The organism is Brachybacterium halotolerans, assembly GCF_016623465.1.
Taxonomy (GTDB): Bacteria; Actinomycetota; Actinomycetes; order Actinomycetales; family Dermabacteraceae; genus Brachybacterium; species Brachybacterium halotolerans.
In genome coordinates this window covers 149,557-167,250 of record NZ_JAEDAJ010000003.1, presented here as the reverse complement: position 1 = coordinate 167,250, position 17,694 = coordinate 149,557, and the positions used below count along the sequence as shown (strand labels likewise).

At 73.2% G+C, this 17,694-nt stretch carries 15 protein-coding genes; 8 read left to right on the top strand and 7 right to left on the bottom strand.

Annotated elements, in window-relative coordinates; all coding sequences use genetic code 11:
• Positions 1-73: 73 nt before the first annotated feature.
• On the top strand, positions 74-1,354 hold the full coding sequence (locus tag I8D64_RS07230; RefSeq protein ID WP_200501848.1) for a class I SAM-dependent methyltransferase: 1,281 nt from the start codon (positions 74-76) through the stop codon (positions 1,352-1,354).
• An 86-nt stretch (positions 1,355-1,440) separates the two neighbouring features.
• On the opposite strand, the gene I8D64_RS07225 is transcribed toward I8D64_RS07230, so the two are convergent.
• The gene (locus I8D64_RS07225; RefSeq protein WP_200501847.1) at positions 1,441-2,403 is read right to left on the bottom strand and encodes a nucleoside hydrolase; all 963 of its coding nucleotides are present in this window, start codon (positions 2,401-2,403) and stop codon (positions 1,441-1,443) included.
• A 199-nt stretch (positions 2,404-2,602) separates the two neighbouring features.
• Here I8D64_RS07225 and I8D64_RS07220 point away from each other — a divergent pair, with 199 nt between their 5' ends.
• Positions 2,603-3,124 carry a hypothetical protein gene (locus I8D64_RS07220; protein ID WP_200501846.1) on the top strand — a complete coding sequence of 174 codons (522 nt, stop codon included), beginning with the start codon at positions 2,603-2,605 and terminating at the stop codon, positions 3,122-3,124.
• A complete protein-coding gene (locus tag I8D64_RS07215) occupies positions 3,121-3,438 on the top strand; it encodes a winged helix-turn-helix domain-containing protein (protein ID WP_200501845.1) in 318 nt (105 codons plus the stop codon). Before I8D64_RS07220 ends, I8D64_RS07215 begins: the two co-directional genes overlap by 4 nt.
• 118 nt (positions 3,439-3,556) lie before the next feature.
• Here the strand turns inward: I8D64_RS07215 and purQ are convergent, their stop codons facing one another.
• Together purQ and purS are read right to left on the bottom strand one after the other, a co-directional pair.
• Positions 3,557-4,282, bottom strand: coding sequence for a phosphoribosylformylglycinamidine synthase subunit PurQ (purQ, locus tag I8D64_RS07210; RefSeq protein WP_200501844.1), 726 nt, complete (start codon positions 4,280-4,282; stop codon positions 3,557-3,559).
• Complete coding sequence (purS, locus tag I8D64_RS07205) at positions 4,282-4,539, bottom strand: phosphoribosylformylglycinamidine synthase subunit PurS (RefSeq protein WP_152351815.1); 258 nt, start codon at positions 4,537-4,539, stop codon at positions 4,282-4,284. Before purS ends, purQ begins: the two co-directional genes overlap by 1 nt.
• 157 nt (positions 4,540-4,696) lie before the next feature.
• Between purS and I8D64_RS07200 the strand changes: the two genes are divergently transcribed.
• Entirely contained in the window at positions 4,697-5,413 is a 717-nt protein-coding gene (locus I8D64_RS07200) for an MBL fold metallo-hydrolase (protein ID WP_200501843.1), read from the top strand.
• A gap of 133 nt (positions 5,414-5,546) precedes the next feature.
• Here the strand turns inward: I8D64_RS07200 and I8D64_RS17245 are convergent, their stop codons facing one another.
• From I8D64_RS17245 to purD, 3 genes are all read right to left on the bottom strand, one after another.
• A complete protein-coding gene (locus I8D64_RS17245) occupies positions 5,547-7,691 on the bottom strand; it encodes an HNH endonuclease (RefSeq protein ID WP_246482836.1) in 2,145 nt (714 codons plus the stop codon).
• Positions 7,692-8,003: 312 nt separating this feature from the next.
• Complete coding sequence (locus I8D64_RS07190) at positions 8,004-8,969, bottom strand: phosphoribosylaminoimidazolesuccinocarboxamide synthase (RefSeq protein ID WP_200501842.1); 966 nt, start codon at positions 8,967-8,969, stop codon at positions 8,004-8,006.
• The gene (gene purD / locus I8D64_RS07185) at positions 8,966-10,294 is read right to left on the bottom strand and encodes a phosphoribosylamine--glycine ligase (protein ID WP_200501841.1); all 1,329 of its coding nucleotides are present in this window, start codon (positions 10,292-10,294) and stop codon (positions 8,966-8,968) included. The genes I8D64_RS07190 and purD overlap by 4 nt, the downstream gene beginning before the upstream one ends.
• A 74-nt stretch (positions 10,295-10,368) precedes the next feature.
• Between purD and truA the strand changes: the two genes are divergently transcribed.
• The 3 genes from truA (at position 10,369) to rpsI (ending at position 12,626) form a co-directional block, all read left to right on the top strand.
• Positions 10,369-11,223 carry a tRNA pseudouridine(38-40) synthase TruA gene (truA, locus tag I8D64_RS07180; RefSeq protein WP_200501840.1) on the top strand — a complete coding sequence of 285 codons (855 nt, stop codon included), beginning with the start codon at positions 10,369-10,371 and terminating at the stop codon, positions 11,221-11,223.
• Between the two features lie 416 nt (positions 11,224-11,639).
• Complete coding sequence (gene rplM / locus I8D64_RS07175; protein WP_200501839.1) at positions 11,640-12,083, top strand: 50S ribosomal protein L13; 444 nt, start codon at positions 11,640-11,642, stop codon at positions 12,081-12,083.
• A 51-nt stretch (positions 12,084-12,134) separates the two neighbouring features.
• Positions 12,135-12,626: a 30S ribosomal protein S9 gene (gene rpsI, locus I8D64_RS07170; RefSeq protein WP_152351821.1), complete on the top strand. Its 492-nt coding sequence runs from the start codon at positions 12,135-12,137 to the stop codon at positions 12,624-12,626.
• A gap of 137 nt (positions 12,627-12,763) precedes the next feature.
• Here the strand turns inward: rpsI and I8D64_RS07165 are convergent, their stop codons facing one another.
• Positions 12,764-16,129, bottom strand: a complete 3,366-nt coding sequence (locus I8D64_RS07165; RefSeq protein WP_200501838.1) for a DEAD/DEAH box helicase — start codon at positions 16,127-16,129, stop codon at positions 12,764-12,766.
• 166 nt (positions 16,130-16,295) lie between these two features.
• Here I8D64_RS07165 and glmM point away from each other — a divergent pair, with 166 nt between their 5' ends.
• On the top strand, positions 16,296-17,642 hold the full coding sequence (gene glmM / locus I8D64_RS07160; protein ID WP_200501837.1) for a phosphoglucosamine mutase: 1,347 nt from the start codon (positions 16,296-16,298) through the stop codon (positions 17,640-17,642).
• Positions 17,643-17,694: the final 52 nt, after the last annotated feature.

Sequence of the window (17,694 nt, the reverse complement as noted above, 5' to 3'; positions counted from 1 at the left end):
TGCCTGAGCACCTCCCGCCCGCGGCCGGGCCGCGGGAGTGGACCCGGGTCCACAGAGGCGACAGACTGACCGGATGGACTCCACGTCCCCCGCACCCTCTGCCCCGTCCGCTCCCGGCGACGACCGTGCAGATCAGACCGATCGCGTCATCCTCGAGAGCGCCCGGGCGGAGCTGGGGCCGCTGGACCGCGGCGACCTGGTGGTCCTGGACGACGCGACGGGTGCCCTGACATCCGCCGCCCTGGAGGAGGTCGCGGGCGGAGCCTTCCGGGTCCGCGTGCACGAGGCCTCCGCGCAGCGGGCGCTCGCGCTCGCCGAGTCGCACCCGGCGGCGCGCCGGGAGGGGCGGCTCGTGATCGCGGGACTCGACGGGACGCCCCAGGACCTCGGCGGACTGCTCGAGGGAAGCGCCCCGCAGGTCGCCCTGGCGCGCCTGCCCAAAGCGCTCGCCGCCCTGGACCACCGGGCGCACGCCCTCGCCCGCGCCGGCGTTCCCGCTCTCGTCGCGGGAGGCCGCGTCAAGCACATGACACGCACCCAGAACGAGGTCCTGGCCGGCGCGTTCGACGAGGTCCACGCGACTCGCGGCATCGGCAAGTCCCGGGCGCTGGTCGGCCGCGGTCCGCGCGCTGAGGACCGGTCGGCGCCCGTCCTCGAGGGCGGCGCCGACATCCGCATCCGCGGCGAGCAGGTACGGGTCCCGCTGCGCGGCGTCGGAGGCGTGTTCGGCGGAGCGTCGGCCGATGCGGGCAGCCTGCTGCTGCTCGAGGCCCTCGACCGCGCGGTGGTCGCGGGTGAGGTCCCCAGGGTGGCGGACGCGGCGGACGGACCGGATGCGCCGGGCGCTCCGGGCACGGCAGACGCGCCGGGCGTCGCGGGCACCGACTCCCTGGCCGCCGTCGACCTGGGCTGCGGCAATGGACTGATGAGCGTCTACCTGCGGCGCGCGTTCCCCGAGGCGCGAGTGCTCGCGACCGACGACGACCTCGACGCGGTCGCCTCGACCCGTGCGACGCTGGATGCGGATGCGGATGCGGATGCGGATGCGGATGCGGACGCGGCTGCAGGACCCGGCGTACGCGTGCTCTGGGAGTCATCGCTCGCGGCGCAGGCGCCGGGCAGCGCGGACCTCGTGCTGCTGAACCCGCCGTTCCACGACGGCACCGCCGTGGACGCGACGCTCGTGCACGGACTTCTCGACGCGGTCGCCCGCGTGCTGCGCCCCGGTGGCGAGCTGTGGTTCGTCCACAACTCCCATCTGCGCTACCGCAGCGAGGTCGAGCGTCGCGTCGGCCTCGTCCGCCAGCGCGCCCGGGACCGGCGCTTCACCGTGCTGCAGGCCACCCGCGGCTGATCGAGGCGCGGGAGAGCCGGCGCGCCTGATCGGAGCACGGCTGATCCGGGCGCGGCTGGTCCGAGCGCGGGGAGCATCCGCGCGGTTCAGGCGCCGAAGCGCGCCCGGAGCACCGCCAGCAGGTGCGCGACGAAGCAGTCCGCGTCGACCTCGGTCATCACATCGACGTTCGGCTCCCTGTTCCAGCGGCCCAGCCAGTCGCCGACGGTCTGCCCCCGGGTCAGCGTGCCCTCGAGCTCGACGTCGACGGCGAGCGGAGTGGTCTGCGCGAGCTCCGGCACGAGGGCGTGCGCCGCGACCAGCGGATCGTGCACGTGCGCCATCCAGCCGAAGCCGTCGGCCTCATGGAACTCGAAGTACCAGCGCAGGGCCTCTGCGAGAGCCGTGATCACCGGGTGGTCGGAGATCGCCCGCAGGGCGTCGAGCGTCTCCTGTGTGAAGCGCACCGACTCGGTCGCGTCGAGGGGCGCGAGGACCGGTCTCCGCGGCGTCGAAGCGAAGGCAGCGAGCACGCGCTGGGCGGCCTCGGGATCCACGGCGACGTTCCACTCGGTGGTGGGCAGGGTGTTGCCGCGGTGGTTGATCGCGCCGCCCATGATGTGCAGTCGCGAGAGCAGGCGCGGCAGCTCGGGCTCGATCTCCAGGGCGAGCGCGAGGTTCGTGTGCGGGCCGAGGACCAGGCCGACGAGCTCACCGGGATGCGCGCGAGCGGCGTCGACCCAGAGCTGCGCCCCGCTGCGGGGATCGGACGTGCGGGTCGTCGCGGGCAGCTGCGCGTGGCCCATGCCGGTGGGACCGTGGGTGTCCTCGGCCGTCATCAGCTCCTGGGCGAGCGGGGCGTCCGCCCCACGCGCGATCGGGACGTCGAGCCCGAGCATGTCGGCGAGCGCGAGATTGTTGCCCAGCACGTGCTCCGTGGTCACGTTCCCCGCCGTCGAGACGATGCCCGCGAACTCGACCTCCGGCCTGCTGGCCAGGTACGTCAGGGCGATGGCGTCGTCGATGCCGGTGTCGCAGTCGAGCAGGAGCGGGATGCGAGGGGAGGTCACCGGGTCATCGTACGGGCCGCGTCCCGGGAGCCCGGTGGGGACCTGGGACGGCGCTCACCGATGAAGTGTCCGCGAGAAAATACTTGACGAAATGGAAAGTACTTGATGTGATGTACGCATCGGTGGTCGAGAGATCCCGAACGATGACGCCGCAGCTCCGACCCAGGGCGCGGGAGGACCGAGACGAGAGGAACCAGCCATGAGCACCACGAACGACAGGAACCCGGACACCGTCCCGAGCGGCGCGCCGGGCGCGCCCGACGACCACCAGGCCCGTCGGCTCCTCGCCGAGGTCGAGGGGCGCTCCCGCACCCTCCCGGCCACGATCCCGGCGGCCTTCATCACCTTCGGCATGCTGTGCGTGATCGGCGCCTTCGCGGTGATCGGCCTGCACCTGGCGGCCCTCGTGCCCGAGTCGGCCGACGTCGCCCCGAACCTGCTCGTGCTCGTGTTCTCCCTGGTCTGGGTGGGCGTCGCGATGGTCCCGCTGTGGATCTTCCGCGACCGCTGGCGCCGCGGGCTCGGCCGTCGCTGGATCGCGCTGATGGCGGTCTGGGGCGTGCTCTGGATCGCCGGGATGTTCCTCGCGACCACGACGCTCGCCTTCGTCATCGCCCCTCTGTTCTTCGTCCTGTTCGTCGTCGCCGTCACCGGTGAGGCGGCGGCCCTGAAGGCGCGGAGCCGTCAGGGAGCCGGGCGCGGGGAGGTGCAGGCGCGATGAGCGCGACCGCGAAGGACCACCCCCGCTTCCGCCTCGAGTCCGAGCTCGCGCACCCGGTGCGGTTCTCGATCGTCGCGGCGCTCGCCTCCGTCGAGTCCATCGCCTTCGGCGAGCTGCGCGACGAGCTGCAGGTCAGCGACTCCGTGCTCTCCAAGCAGATCGCCGAGCTCGAGGGTTCAGGATTCGTGAAGGCCGCGAAGGGATTCGTGGGCAAGCGCCCGCGCACCACCCTCTCGCTCACCAAGGACGGGCTGCGTCGCTGGCGCGATCACCTGGCGAACCTGCGGGCGATCGCGGGGTCGCCCGGGGAGTGAACCGGGGAGAGCCGGGGGAGTCAGGGAGAGACAGAAGGGCGCCGACGGATCGTGGGATCCTTCGGCGCCCTTCCTCGCTCGCGACCTCACGCAGGCGGTCGCGGCGGCACTCGTGCGCTCAGGCGACCAGCGACCCCAGCACCGAGGTGAAGAAGCGACGGCCGTCGGTCCCGGTGCGGGTGCCGCGGCCGGGCTCGTCGGGCCCGAAGCCGGGTTCGACGGCGTGCTCGGGATGCGGCATGAGGCCGACGACGTTCCCGCGCTCGTTGCGGACCCCGGCGATGTCGTGCCGCGAGCCGTTGGGGTTCTCCTCGAAGCCCTCGGGCCCGTGGGTGGCGCCGGCGACGTAGCGGAAGACCACGCGGCCCTCCTCCTCGAGCTGGGCGAGGGTGCGCTCGTCGGCCACGTACTGGCCGTCCTGGTTCTTCAGCGGGATGCGGATGACCTCGCCCTCGGCGAACTCCGAGGTCCACGCGCTCGCCGTGCTCTCCACGCGCAGCGGCTGGTCGCGGCAGATGAAGGCGCGGTGGGCGTTCTTGATCATCGAGCCGGGCAGCAGGTGCGTCTCGCAGAGGATCTGGAAGCCGTTGCAGATGCCGAGGACCGGCATGCCGCCGTTCGCGGCGTCGACCACGCGCTCCATGACCGGGGCGAAGCGGCTGATGGCGCCCGCGCGCAGGTAGTCGCCGTAGGAGAAGCCCCCGGGCAGGACCACCGCGTCGACGTCCCGCAGGGAGTCCTCGCCGTGCCAGAGGGCGACGGGCTCGCCGCCCACCTGCGCGATCGCCCGCAGCGCGTCGCGGTCGTCCAGGGTGCCCGGGAAGGTGACGACGCCGATGCGCATCAGGCCTGCTCCTCGACGGTCTCGACGGCGACGACGTCCTCGATGACGGGGTTCGACAGCAGCGTCTCGGCGGCTTCGCGGACCCGCGCGAGCGCGGCCTCGTCGGCCGGCCCCTCGAGCTCGAGCTCGAAGCGCTTGCCCTGTCGCACGGAGGCGATCCCCTCGAAGCCCAGCCGGGGGAGGGCGGCGGCGACCGCCTTGCCCTGCGGGTCCAGGATCTCGGGCTTCGGCATGACGTGGACCACGACGCGTGGCATGGGTTCTCCTGTCGGGGTGGCGGGCTCCGGCGGACCAGCGAGAGCGCGCACGTGCGCGCCCGCGCGGCGGTGTGCGAGCCTTCATCCTAGAGGCGCACGGGCCGCGGACGCGCATGGTGTCCGCGGGGCGTCCGCCAGAACGCCGAAGGAGCACATGATGAAGATCCGTCACCTGGGACATTCCTGCCTCGCGGTCGAGACCGGGGGCCTGCGTCTGCTCGTGGACCCCGGTTCGTTCAGCGATCCGGACGCGGTGCTGGCCGCGGGGCCGTACGACGCGGTCGCCATCACCCACCAGCACGCCGACCACGTCGCTCCCGCGCTGCTCGCGCGCGTGCTCGAGGCCTCGCCCGAGGCGCGCGTGCTGGCGGAGCCGCAGACCGCGGCGGGGCTGCGCGGGGAGCGGGAGCTGCCGGGAGGCGCGTTCGAGGGCGCGCTCGGTGCGGATCAGCTCCTCGAACTGCCCGCCGGGGCCGTGGAGACGGTCGGCGAGGTCGAGGTGGGGGCCGTCGGCGGTGAGCACGCGATCATCCACCCGGACATCCCCCGGGTCGGTAACTCGGGCCTCGTCATCTCCGCCCCGGGCGAGCCGCGGCTCGGCGTGACCGGTGATTCCCTCGAGGTGGTGCCGGAGTTCGCAGGCATCGATGTGCTCGCCTTCGGCGTGGTCGCCCCCTGGTCGAAGATGCAGGAGACCATCGATTTCCTGCGTGCGGTGCGTCCGGTGCTCGCGCTTCCGGTGCATGACAACGTCGTCAGCCCGCAGGGGAGGACGATCTTCATCGCCCAGTCCACGAACCTCGCGCCCGAGGGCACCGAGGTCCGCGACTGGCCCGAGGGCGATCGGGTCGTGGAGGTCGCTGCCGCGGGGTGACCGGTCCTCGGGGTGGGACTGGGACTGGGACGCGGGGCGGGAGCAGGCCCTGTTCCTCTGTCGGCGTCGCGTCGTTCAGTCGGCGTCGCGCCGTCGGACTGACGTGCTGGTTCTGGAGCCCACTGCTGGGCGCTCACGCCGACGAGCGGAGGCTTCCCAGGTCGTCGTCGGGCCGGCCGAGAGCGTCGAGCCGGTCGAGCTCATCGAGGATGTCGAGCTCGTCCCAGTCGTCATCGCAGCCGGAGAAGGCCGGGCCGAAGGCGTCCATCGCCGCCTGGTGCATGCGGGCCTCGTCGGAGGAGGAGCGCCCTGCGCAGGGATCGCACGCGATGAGGCCCTCGACGGGCTCGAGCTCGGGCTCCTCGATGAGAAGGCGCAGGTGGGAGCGGCCTTTCCCGCGGGTATGGCCGTCGACCGCGACACGATCGAACCAGGGTCGGGGATCCGCGTCCAGCGCGTGCGCCTGCGCCGCGGTCCGCGACATCGGAAGCCCGGTCTGGGAGCCGGGCGTCACGGTCGCCGTGGCGCCGAGGCGCGAGGTCCAGGTGACGCGGTGGCTGCCGTCCTCGGCGGGGACATGCTCGGCGCTGCCCAGCGTCTCCTTGGTGAGGTTGCAGTGCGCGCACAGAGCCTGCCCGTTGAGCGCGCTGGTCAGCCCGCCCTCGGCGTGGGGGCGGATGTGGTCCGCATGCCGGATCGAGGCGTCGCAGTACGGCCCGCCGCAGAGGATCTCGCGGATGCGCATGTAGCGAGCGAGACCCTGTGGGAAGGCGCGTGAGCGCGACTCCATCGCCACCAGCTCGCCGGTGCTGGGGTGCGTGTACAGGCGGCGCAGCTCATCGGCCATCCCCTCCTCGGCCTCCAGCACCTGGAGCGCGCGCCGGTACCGCTCGCCGGGGCTGAGCCCGGCGGCGTCGGTGCCGGAGCGGCCCGCGTCCGGATGCGGAGCGTCGGAGGGGGAGGGGCGGTCGTTCGACGGCGACGTCGTCGACGAGCTCGATCCCGGCGGGTCCTGGGCCCGCAGATCCTCCGCGGGCGGGACGCCCCGCGCCGCGCGCAGGTGCACCGTGATCGCGTCGACCTGCTGCGTGCGGCGCTGCGCGGGCGCCTCGAGGTCCGTGAGGTCCGCGATGGCGTCCGGCAGTGGGAGGTCCTCGTCGAGGGTCGGCTGCTCGGGCTCAGCCTGCGGCGGCTCGCCGAGCAGGGAGTGATGCGCCCGCTCGCGTCGGGTATCGATGTCCTGGCCGAGCACGTGGTCGCGCACCTGGCCGGCGTCGATCACTCCGTAGCCCTCGATCATGGCGGGCTCGCCGTGCGCGGGGGAGAAGAGGGCGCGCTCGGAGATGACGACGCCGATCTGCAGCGCCACCGGATCCACGGTGCCGTGGCGGCCCAGGATCGTGTCGGAGAGCAGATCGGCCATGAGCTGGCCGTGCGTGCGGTCATCGCCGGCGGCGCGCATCTTCTCCGCCTCGAGCGAGAGCCGCCGACGGATCGCCTGGCAGTCGAGTCCCGAGAGATGCGCCGTCACGGTGCCCATCCCGTGCGCTCCGGCGCGCACGGTCACGGATCGCTCCTGCTCGGCGCGACGGCGGCGGCGCGGAGCGCGCTGCGGATCGAGGGTCTGTGCGAGCGCATCGACCTCCCGGGACCAGCGCGAGGTGTTCGCGCCCTCGAGGTCAGGCAGGTGCTGGTCAAGGACCTCGTCGACCTCGGAGCGGAGATCCGGCTGGACCGGACCGGCCGCACGGCCGATCGCGTAGGCGGACTCGGAGGTGATCGCACCGGTCGCGAGGGCCTCGAACATGCGCGGCATCTCCCGAACCAGGCGCTCTCCGGCGCGCAGCCGGCGGGAGGCCAGGGCGGGGGAGATGCGCGATGCCATCCGGACCTCGTCGGCGGTGCGGCGGCCCTGGTCACGGGCGGGCGCGCCCTCGGCGATGTCCTGACCGCGCACGGCGGTGTCGAGTGCGGTCATGGTCCGCATCTCGAGCGCGGAGAGCGCCGAGTGCGCGCGGTCGATCACGGAGAGGACCTGCGAGAGCGCTGCGGCATCGAGGCCGGATCCGGTGCCCGTGAAGGACGCGTCGGTCGAGAGCGCGACCCGGCCGAGCGCGTCGGCGACGGCGCCGAGGTCGAGGGGCTCGTCACGGGTGGGGGAGGCCGCGTCGGCGGCCGACGGAGCACCGGCTGAGAGGACATCGGCAGAGGCGACAGGACGGGGATGCAGGAGCACCCGACCGTCGACCGCGACCGAGGCCGAGGAGGCGGTGGTCATCCCGCTGCTCCTCGGTGCCCGCGCGGTCGCCGCGCTCCGGTCTTCCTCGTCCATGCACCCATGCTCCTCGGGGGCACCGACATACGAAGGGCTGAGGACGGGGATGCGAAATGTGAATTGCATCACATACCCGAAGTTGCCGAAGGGACGCCAGGGTGGGGGCGAGGCGGGAACGGAACGACGTGGGAGGCGAGCGATTCGGAGCGTGCGGGGCGGAGGAGGTGAAGCGGGCGGCGGCGGTGAAGCGGGCGGCGGACCGAAGGGGCGCGACGGTCCGAGGGAGCCGACTCACGCCCCCTCATCCCGCATGCCTCACTCCGCGGAGGCGAACTCCCGGCCGGTCAGGCGCTCGAACGCCTTGACGTAGCGGTCGCGGGTCTGCGCGACCACGTCGGCCGGCAGCTCCGGGGGCTCCTGGCCGGAGGTCCGGTCCCAGCCCGAGGCGTCGGAGGTCAGCCAGTCGCGCACGAACTGCTTGTCGAGGCTGGGCTGGGTGACGCCCTCGCGATAGGCGTCGGCCGACCAGAAGCGCGAGGAATCAGGGGTGAGCACCTCGTCGCCGAGCGTGAGCGTCCCGTCGGCCCGCGAGAAGCCGAACTCGAGCTTCGTGTCCGCGAGCAGGATGCCGCGCTCGGCCGCGATCTGCTGCGCGCGCACGTAGACGGCGCGCGTGAGCTCGTCCAGCCGGTCCACGAGCTCGCCGCCCAGGCGCTCGCGCGCCTGGTCGACGGTGATGTTCTCGTCGTGCTCCCCCTGCTCGGCCTTGGTCGACGGGGTGAACAGAGGGCGCGGCAGGCGCGAGGCCTCCACGAGGCCCGCGGGCAGCGCATGGCCGCCCACGGCGCCGTCGCGCTCGTAGTCCGCGCGGCCCGAGCCCGTGAGGTAGCCGCGCACCACGCACTCGAGCGGGATCATGTCCAGCGCGCGGCAGCGCAGCGCGCGGCCGCGCACCTGCTCGGGGACGTCCTCGGCCGAGATCACATGGTTCGGGACGATGTCCGCCAGCTGCTCGAACCAGAACAGCGAGATCCCCGTGAGCACGCGTCCCTTGTCGGGGATGCCGGGGGCGAGGGAGAAGTCGTACGCGCTGATGCGGTCGGTCGCGACCACGAGCACCTCGCGAGCCCCGGCGAGGTCTTCGCCCGCGGGCACGTAGAGCTCGCGGACCTTGCCGCTCACCGCGTGGTCCCAGCCCGGCAGGACCGGGGCGGTGATCAGCGGCGCGGAGCGCGAGGCGCGGTCCGGGGCCGACGGGACGTCAGGGGCCGACGGGCTCATGCTCCCGCCGCCTCTGACCCGGCAGCCTCGTCGGCGGCGCCCTCAGACCTGCCCGCCTCGTCCGCGGCGGCCTGCTGCGCGATGTCGGTGCGGTGGTGCGAGCCGGGCAGGTCGATCCGGTCGATGCCCGCGTAGGCGACCGTCCTCGCGGCCTCGAGCGTCGGGCCGACGCCGACGACCGAGAGCACGCGCCCGCCGGAGCTCACCAGGTGGCCCTCGGGGTCGACGTCGGTGCCGGCGTGGATCACGACCGCGCCCTCCGCGGCCGCCTCGTCGAAGCCGGAGATGTGGTCACCGGTCCGGGGGCGACGGGGATAGCCGGGGGCCGCGAGGACCACGGTCACCGCGGCGTCGTCGGACCAGGCGGGCTCGGCGACGGCGCCCAGGTCGCCGCGCGCGGCCGCGAGCAGCAGCTCGCCGAAGGGGCTGGTGAGGCGCTCGAGGACGACCTGCGTCTCCGGGTCGCCGAAGCGCGCGTTGAACTCCACCACGCGCACGCCGCGAGCGGTCAGCGCGAGGCCGCAGTAGAGGATGCCGACGAAGGGCGTGCCGCGTCGGGCGAGCTCGTCGATCGTGGGCTGGGCGACGGTCGCGACGACCTCGCGGGCCAGGTCCGCATCGGCCCAGGGCAGGGGCGAGTAGGCGCCCATGCCGCCCGTGTTCGGACCCTCGTCGCCGTCGAGCGCGCGCTTGAAGTCCTGCGCGGGCGCAAGCGGCACCACGCGCGTTCCGTCGCTCACGCAGAAGAGGGAGACCTCGGGGCCGTCGAGGTACTCCTCGACGACGACGGATCCGCCGGCGCCGATGACGGCGCGGCCGTGCGCGATCGCGTGCTCGATGTCGTCGGTGACCACGACGCCCTTGCCCGCGGCGAGGCCGTCGGCCTTCACCACGAAGGGCACGTCGCGCAGCGGGTTCACCCGGTCCAGGCCGGCGAGCACCTCGTCGCCGGAGGAGACGGACACGGAGCGGGCCGTGGGCACGCCCGCGGCCTCCATGATCTCCTTCGCCCAGGTCTTCGACCCCTCGAGGCGGGCAGCCTGCGCCGACGGGCCGAAGACGGCGATGCCGTCCTCGCGCAGAACGTCCGCGAGGCCCGCGACCAGCGGCGCCTCGGGCCCCACGACGACCAGGTCGACCTCGAGCTCGCGGGCGAGGGCCAGGAGGCCCTCGTGGTCGTCGAGCGCGACGTCGTGGCAGGTGGCGTGGTCGCCGATGCCGGGGTTCCCGGGAGCGGCGTGGAGGACCGGGGCAGGGGAGTCGCGGGAGAGGCGGCGCACGATGGCGTGCTCGCGGCCCCCGGAGCCGATGACGAGGATCTTCACGCGGCACACCCTACCGGCCGACCGGTGACCGGCCCGGGGCGGTGCCGGGGAGCGGGACGACTACGCTCGCTCCCATGCGTCTGCGCCTCGATCTCGCCTACGACGGCACCGGCTTCCACGGCTGGGCCGCCCAGCCCGGGCAGCGCACCGTGCAGGGGGTGCTCGAGGAGGCGCTGCAGCGCGTGACGCGCACGGAGGTCCAGGTCACGGTCGCCGGCCGCACCGATGCAGGGGTCCACGCCCAGGGGCAGGTCACCCACCTCGACCTCCCGGACCGGGCGGTCGCGGCGCTTCCCGGGCGCAGCGACCGCGCTCCGGCCGACGCCCTCGTCGCGCGCCTGGGAGGAGTGCTGCCGGCGGACGTCGTCGTCCGCTCCGCGCGCGAGGCCCCCGAGGCCTTCGACGCGCGCTTCGGGGCGCTCGCCAGGGTGTACCGCTACCGCATCTCCGACGGGCCGCTCGTCCATGATCCGCTGCGGCGCGACGTGCTGCGCCATCGGCGCGCGCTCGACGTCGACGCCATGGGGGAGGCGAGCGCGGCCCTCCTGGGGGAGCACGACTTCCTGTCCTTCTGCCGTCCGCGCGAGGGCGCGACGACGATCCGCACCCTGCGCGAGCTGTCGTGGCAGCGCCCCGGCGGGGGCCGGCGCGACCAGCACCTGGTGGTCGCGACCGTCCGGGCCGATGCCTTCTGCCACCACATGGTGCGCTCCCTGGTGGGCGCGATGCTCGCCGTCGGCGAGGGCCGACGGGACACCGACTGGCCCCTCGAGATCCTCCGCGCCCGCACCCGCGAGGCCGCGACCCGCACGGCGCCCGGCGCCGCCCCGATGGCGCCGCCGGAGGGGCTCACCCTCGAGAGCGTCGAGTACCCGGCCGACGGGGATCTCGCCGCGCAGGCCGAGGCGGCCCGACGGCTGCGCGGATGACGGCCCGCCGGCTGCGCGGGTGACGGCCCGGCGGCCGCGCGGGAGACAGCTCGGAGTGGAATCGACCACAGCGAGCGTTCTCGCAGGTCGGCAGGCACGCGCGGCATTGACCGGCCCTCGTCCGCCCGGCTATCATGGCGAGTCGACGTGCCCAGATGTGCACCCGAACCGCAGCCGAAGCTCACGCCGGCGCGAGCAGGGTTCCTCACACGCATCGAGGGTCTCACCGTCAGCAGCGATCCGCGCTTCATCACCGCGGCCCGCGACCGACGGGGCGGGATCCAGGCGCGACGAGACGGCCATGCTTTAACCGAAGGAAGCGTGTCCACGGTCCAGATCGAATCGTGCCCCCGGGGGCGTGCATCCGCGCGCCCCTGATCCATGCGGGGCACACACGACGAGAGAAGAAGGCACGAGTGCGTACGTTCACCCCGAAGCCCGACGATGTCGAGCGCTCCTGGTACGTCATCGACGCAACGGATGTCGTCCTCGGCCGGCTCGCTTCCCAGGCTGCTCAGCTCCTGCGGGGAAAGCACAAGCCGGTCTTCGCACCCCACGTGGATGCAGGCGACTTCGTCATCATCATCAACGCTGACAAGGTTGCCCTGACCGGCAACAAGCGCGAGGCCAAGCTGGCATACCGCCACTCCGGCTACCCGGGCGGCCTCCGCGCCATCCCCTACTCCGAGCTCCTCGAGACCTACCCCGAGCGCGCGGTCGAGAAGGCTGTCCGCGGGATGCTCCCGAAGAACAAGCTGGCGACCCAGCAGCTCAAGAAGCTCAAGGTCTACGCCGGCCCGGAGCACCCCCACAAGGCACAGCAGCCCACCGAATTCACCTTCGACCAGGTGGCGCAGTAAGCGGGCGCGCCCCGCGCTCGCCCTGCCGCACGGAACATACTGAGGAGAACCGTGACAGAGACCACCGAGACCGTCGAGACCCTCGACGAGACCCCGACCAACTTCACGACCGAGTCCACCGCTGAGGCGGCTGTCGGCACCGGCCAGTCGATCACCGCCCCCGGTGGCGGCACCGGTCGCCGCAAGCAGGCCGTCGCCCGCGTCCGCCTGGTGCCCGGCACCGGCACCTGGACCGTGAACGGCCGCAGCCTCGAGGAGTACTTCCCGAACAAGGTGCACCAGCAGGAGGTCAACGAGCCCTTCAAGGTGCTCGACCTCCAGGGCCGCTTCGACGTCGTCGCCCGCATCAACGGCGGCGGCGCCTCCGGCCAGGCCGGCGCCCTGCGCCTGGGCGTGGCCCGCGCGCTCAACGAGATCGACCGGGACAACAACCGTCCCGCGCTCAAGAAGGCCGGCTTCCTGAGCCGCGACGCCCGCGTCATCGAGCGCAAGAAGGCCGGTCTCAAGAAGGCCCGCAAGGCCCCGCAGTACTCGAAGCGCTGATCGGACCCGATCACCGCGATCGACGCGGAGAGCCCCGGCCCTGCTGCCGGCTCCGCACCGAAGAACCCCGTCACCTGCTGGTGGCGGGGTTCTTCGTGTCCCGGGTGGGGAGGGGGCGGGGAGCGCCGCGCCGGCCCCTACTCGAGCAGCTCGCGGATGTCCTGCGCGGTGATCCCCGAGCGGAACGCCTTCCCGCCGTCGGTCAGGGAGTCGAAGAGGGCTGCCTTGCGCTGCTGCAGGGCGAGGACCTTCTCCTCGATCGTGTCCTCGGCGACCATCCGGAACACCATCACCTGGCGCTCCTGGCCGATGCGGTGGGCGCGATCGACGGCCTGGTTCTCCGCCGCCGGGTTCCACCACGGGTCCAGCAGGAACACGTAGTCGGCCTCCGTGAGGGTCAGGCCGAAGCCGCCCGCCTTCAGCGAGATGAGGAAGACCGGCGCATCGCCCTCGCGGAACTCCCGCACGGCGGCGTCGCGATCGCGGGTCGAGCCGTCCAGGTAGCTGAAGTCGACCCCTCGCATCGTGAGCTCGTCGGCCACGTGCCGTAGGTGGGAGGTGAACTGGCTGAACAGCAGCACCCGGTGGCCGTCGCCCAGGACCTCCTCGAGACGGTCGAAGAGCGCCTCGAGCTTCGAGCTCGGCACGTCGCCGTGGGCCTCGGCGTCGACGATCGACGGGTCCAGCGCCATCATCCGCAGCAGGGTCAGGGAGCGGAAGACGATGAAGCGATTGCGATCGAGGTCCGTGTCGATGAGGCCGAGCACCTTCTTGCGCTCGCGCTGGAGCACCGAGTCGTAGAGCGCCCTGTGATCGGGGCCCAGCTCGACCTTCACGACCTGCTCCTGCTTCTCGGGGAGCTCGGAGGCGACCATCTCCTTGGTGCGCCGCAGCATGAACGGCCGCAGCCGGGAGCGCAGCACGTCCATCCGCTCGGGGTGCTCGCCGCTCTCGATGGGCAGGGTGAAGCGCTGGCGGAACCCGATGGCGGGGCCCAGCAGGCCGGGCGCGGCGATCTCGAGGATCGACCACAGGTCGTCCAGGGAGTTCTCCATCGGGGTGCCGGTGATCGCGAGGTGGAACGAGGCGCGCACGTTCTTCGCCGCCTGGTGCGTGCGCGAACGGCGGTTCTTCACGAACTGCGCCTCGTCGAGCACGAGCCCCTGGAACTGCTCGCGCGCGAACTCGTCGTCATCGATGCGCAGCACGGTGTAGCTCGTGACCACGAGGTCCGCGCCGCGCACCGTCTCGGCGAGATCCTCGCCGCGGGCGCGGGAGGTGCGGTCGACGAGCCGCACGTCGAGGTCCGGGGCGAAGCGCTCGGCCTCCGCGCGCCACACCGGGAGCACAGAGGAGGGGGCGACGACGAGGAACGGCGGCGGCGCGTCGGAGACCGAGCCGTCGGCCCCGTCGACGACGACCGGAGCGCTCTCGCGCGCGTGGGCGATGAGGGCCAGGGTCTGCACGGTCTTGCCCAGGCCCATGTCGTCGGCCAGCACCCCGCCCAGCCCGTGATGGAAGAGGAAGGCGAGCCAGGAGTAGCCGTCGCGCTGGTAGTCGCGCAGGTCAGCCGTGAGGGCGCGGGGGAGCGGGGGCGGGGTCAGGTCGCCCGCGTCCTGCAGGGCGCCGACGGTGCGCTCCCACTCCGCGCTCGCCTCGGCGGACTCCGCGATCTCCTCGAGGTCCTCCCACATGCCGACCTGGAAGCGGCTGATGGACTGCTGCTGCGGGTCCCACTCGGCGAGGGCCTCGCCCTCGGCGATGAGCTCGCGCAGGGCGTCGAAGGCGGGGTTGTCCAGGGAGAAGTACGTCTTGTCCGGGAGCATGATCCGGGTCCTGCCCTGCGCGAGCGCGACGAACAGGGTGGGGAAGGGGATCTGCCGGCCGTCGATGGTGATCTCGAAGCCCAGGTCGAACCAGTCGTGCTTGCCGGGGGACTGCTGCTGGGTGATGCGCACCTTCGGGGCGCCGTCGAGCTCGCGGTAGGCGTGGCGGGTGCCGACGATCTCGGTGCGCACATGCGGCAGACCGCCGAGCTCGTCGAGCACGTGCTCGGAGAAGCGGGCCGTGTCCGGGCCGCTCAGCTGCTCGGGGGCGTCGCCGCCGGCCGTCGGCCACAGCGTCCTCACCCGGGCGAGCACCTCGTCCTCGTGGGCCACGTCGCGGCGCACGCCCTGGCGCTGGTCCATGGGCAGGGTGCGGGCGGGGTCGTGGTAGCGCCAGGTCCAGGTGAGCGAGAGGCGGTCGTCGGGGGCGTAGGCGGCGGCCAGGTGCAGGGTCGCGGGCTCGATCGCCGGCATCTCGACGCTGCCGTCGCTGCTGGTCACGCGCGTGACAGTGCGCAGGCGCGGGTATGCGTCCTCGAGGAAGTCCTCGCGGTCCTCTCCGGGCACGACGAGCGGCTCGGGCCGCTGGAAGAGGCGCTGCAGGGCCGTCGGGATCGGGGAGCCGACGGGCGCGATCCGCGCCGAGAAGCCCGTGGCGCGCGAGCGCGAGCCGTCGTCCGTCGGCGCCGAGGGGTCGTCCAGGGCGATCACGCCCGCGGTGCCCAGCGGCCGGGCCTGCGCGACGTCCTGGCCCTCGAGGGTGATGCGGGGGAGGACCTGGAGGTCGCTGCCGCCCTCGGGGATGCGCAGGTCCACCTCGACCGCGCCGACAGACGCCAGCTCGATCGCGCGCAGGCCGTCGCCCGGCAGGAACTCGACGCCGGCGTCGCGCGCGTACGCGAGGGACTGCCAGATCAGCGGGGAGCCGATGGAGTTCAGCCAGAGGTGCTCGATCGAGCCGCTCGCGTACGAGCGCTCGGCCGTGGCGGAGGCGAACATGCGGGTCAGGGCCTCGGCGTGGCCCGTGTGGTAGGCGCGGCCGGCCATCCGGAACTCGAACGTGCGCCAGGAGAGCCCGCCCTTGATCCAGGTGCCCTTGCGCCCCATCGTCATCGGCCGCAGGCCCAGCCAGAGGTCGCCGCCCTCGGCGAGCAGCGCGGGGGTCGCGGTCTCGCGGCGCAGGCGGGAGACCCCAGGTCCCACCCGCGAGACCTCGAGGTCGAAGCGGATGGCGAGGGGCTGGGGGACCTCCTCGCTCGGGGACTCGGTGAGCAGGGGGCGCAGCACGCTGCGCCACTCGGCGGGCGTCTCGCGCCTCTCCTCGGCCGCGCCGAGGTCGTCGAGGTGATAGAGCACCGCGGCGACGTGCTTGCAGTCCGCGCCGATCGGGCACGAGCAGCGGGAGCGACGGGGGCGCCACAGCCCGCCCGGCTCGGCGGGCAGGAAGCGGCGGGAGACCGCGTCCTCCTCGTACTCGGCGAGGGTGACGACCGTGCGATAGGGGGAGCCCGCGCTGCCCTGGACGTCGGCCGTGACGGTCCCGCTGTCGACGTCCCAGACGAGATCCTCGACGCGGCCCTCGCGGGCGTAGGCGAGGCCGTGGCCCGCGGCCCGGCTCCCCACCTGGTGGGTGATCACCGTGGGCGGCACGTGGGGCAGCAGGTCCGCAGTGGGCATACCCTCCAGGCTACTGCCGCGCGGGGCACGGCGGTGCCCGTCCACAGCGAGCGACGCGCCACGTCGGTGGCGTCGCCCAGAGGACCGCGAGCCCATCGCGGTACCCTGCCCGGGCGGCGCCCCGCGCCAGCACCCGGCTTCCAGCATCCATCCCGAGGAGACCCCTGTGGCACGACTGTTCGGCACCGACGGGGTGCGCGGCACCGCGAACGTGGACATCACCGCGGAGCTCGCGGTCGACCTCTCGGTCGCCGCCGCCCACGTGCTCGCGACCTTCGGCGCCTTCGACGGCGCCCGCGCCCGGGCGATCGTGGCCCGCGACACCCGCCCGTCGGGCGACTTCCTGAGCGCCGCCGTGTGCGCGGGCCTCGCCTCCGCGGGCGTCGACGTCGAGGACGCCGGGATCCTCCCCACCCCCGGGCTCGCCCATCTCGTGAAGACCTCGAGCGCGGACCTCGGCGTGATGATCTCCGCCTCCCACAACCCCTCTGCCGACAACGGCATCAAGTTCTTCGCACGCGGCGGCACCAAGCTGCCCGACGAGGTCGAGGACGCGATCGAGGCCCGCCTCGGCGAGCAGTGGCAGCGGCCCCTGGACACCGAGGTCGGCACCATCCGCGACTACGGCGGAGCGGTCGAGCAGTACGTCGAGCACCTGGTCTCGACGCTCGACGGCCCGCTGACCGGCCTCACCGTCGTCGCCGACTGCGCGAACGGCGCCGCCTCCGAGACCGCTCCCGCCGCCCTGCGCGGCGCAGGCGCGACCGTGCACGTGATCGGCGACCGCAGCGACGGCAAGCAGATCAACGAGGACTGCGGCTCGACGCACCTCGAGAAGCTGCAGGCGGCCGTCGTCGAGCACGGGGCGGACGTCGGCGTGGCCTTCGACGGCGACGCCGATCGCTGCCTCGCGGTCGACGCCGAGGGCCGCGAGATCGACGGCGACCAGATCATGGCGATCCTCGCCCTGGACCTCAAGGAGCGCGGGCAGCTGCACGACGACGTCCTCGTCGTCACCGTGATGAGCAACCTGGGCCTGAAGATCGCCATGAAGGAGCACGGGATCACCCTCGGGCAGACCTCCGTGGGCGACCGCTACGTGCTCGAGGAGATGAACCTGGGCGGCTACTCGCTGGGCGGGGAGCAGTCCGGGCACGTGATCATGGCCGCGCACGCCACCACCGGCGACGGCGAGCTGACCGCCCTGCACCTGCTGCAGCGCATCGCCACGACCGGCCGCAGCGCGCGCGAGCTGGCCGACGTCATGACCCGCCTCCCGCAGGCGCTCATCAACGTCAAGGGGGTCGACAAGGCCCGTGCCTCGATCGACCGGAGCGTGCTCGACGCGGTCGCTGCGGCCGAGGCCGAGCTCGGCGAGAGCGGCCGGGTGCTGCTGCGCCCCTCGGGCACCGAGCCCGTGGTGCGCGTGATGGTCGAGGCCCCGAGCGACGAGGTCGCGACCACGGCCGCCGAGAAGCTCGCGGCGGTCGTGCGCGAGCGCCTCTCGCTCTGAGGGTCTGTTCGCTCTGAGGGTCTGAGGAAGGGGCCGACGGGAAACCGTCGGC

What these genes read in the sequence shown, in the direction of transcription:
- I8D64_RS17245 (WP_246482836.1), bottom strand. Translation starts at nt 7,691, where the DNA reads ATGACCACCGCCTCCTCGGCCTCGGTCGCGGTCGACGGTCGGGTGCTC.
- purQ (WP_200501844.1), bottom strand. Translation starts at nt 4,282, where the DNA reads ATGCGCATCGGCGTCGTCACCTTCCCGGGCACCCTGGACGACCGCGAC.
- I8D64_RS07230 (WP_200501848.1), top strand. Translation starts at nt 74, where the DNA reads ATGGACTCCACGTCCCCCGCACCCTCTGCCCCGTCCGCTCCCGGCGAC.
- I8D64_RS07190 (WP_200501842.1), bottom strand. Translation starts at nt 8,969, where the DNA reads ATGAGCCCGTCGGCCCCTGACGTCCCGTCGGCCCCGGACCGCGCCTCG.
- I8D64_RS07215 (WP_200501845.1), top strand. Translation starts at nt 3,121, where the DNA reads ATGAGCGCGACCGCGAAGGACCACCCCCGCTTCCGCCTCGAGTCCGAG.
- I8D64_RS07220 (WP_200501846.1), top strand. Translation starts at nt 2,603, where the DNA reads ATGAGCACCACGAACGACAGGAACCCGGACACCGTCCCGAGCGGCGCG.
- I8D64_RS07165 (WP_200501838.1), bottom strand. Translation starts at nt 16,129, where the DNA reads ATGCCCACTGCGGACCTGCTGCCCCACGTGCCGCCCACGGTGATCACC.
- truA (WP_200501840.1), top strand. Translation starts at nt 10,369, where the DNA reads ATGCGTCTGCGCCTCGATCTCGCCTACGACGGCACCGGCTTCCACGGC.
- I8D64_RS07200 (WP_200501843.1), top strand. Translation starts at nt 4,697, where the DNA reads ATGAAGATCCGTCACCTGGGACATTCCTGCCTCGCGGTCGAGACCGGG.
- purS (WP_152351815.1), bottom strand. Translation starts at nt 4,539, where the DNA reads ATGCCACGCGTCGTGGTCCACGTCATGCCGAAGCCCGAGATCCTGGAC.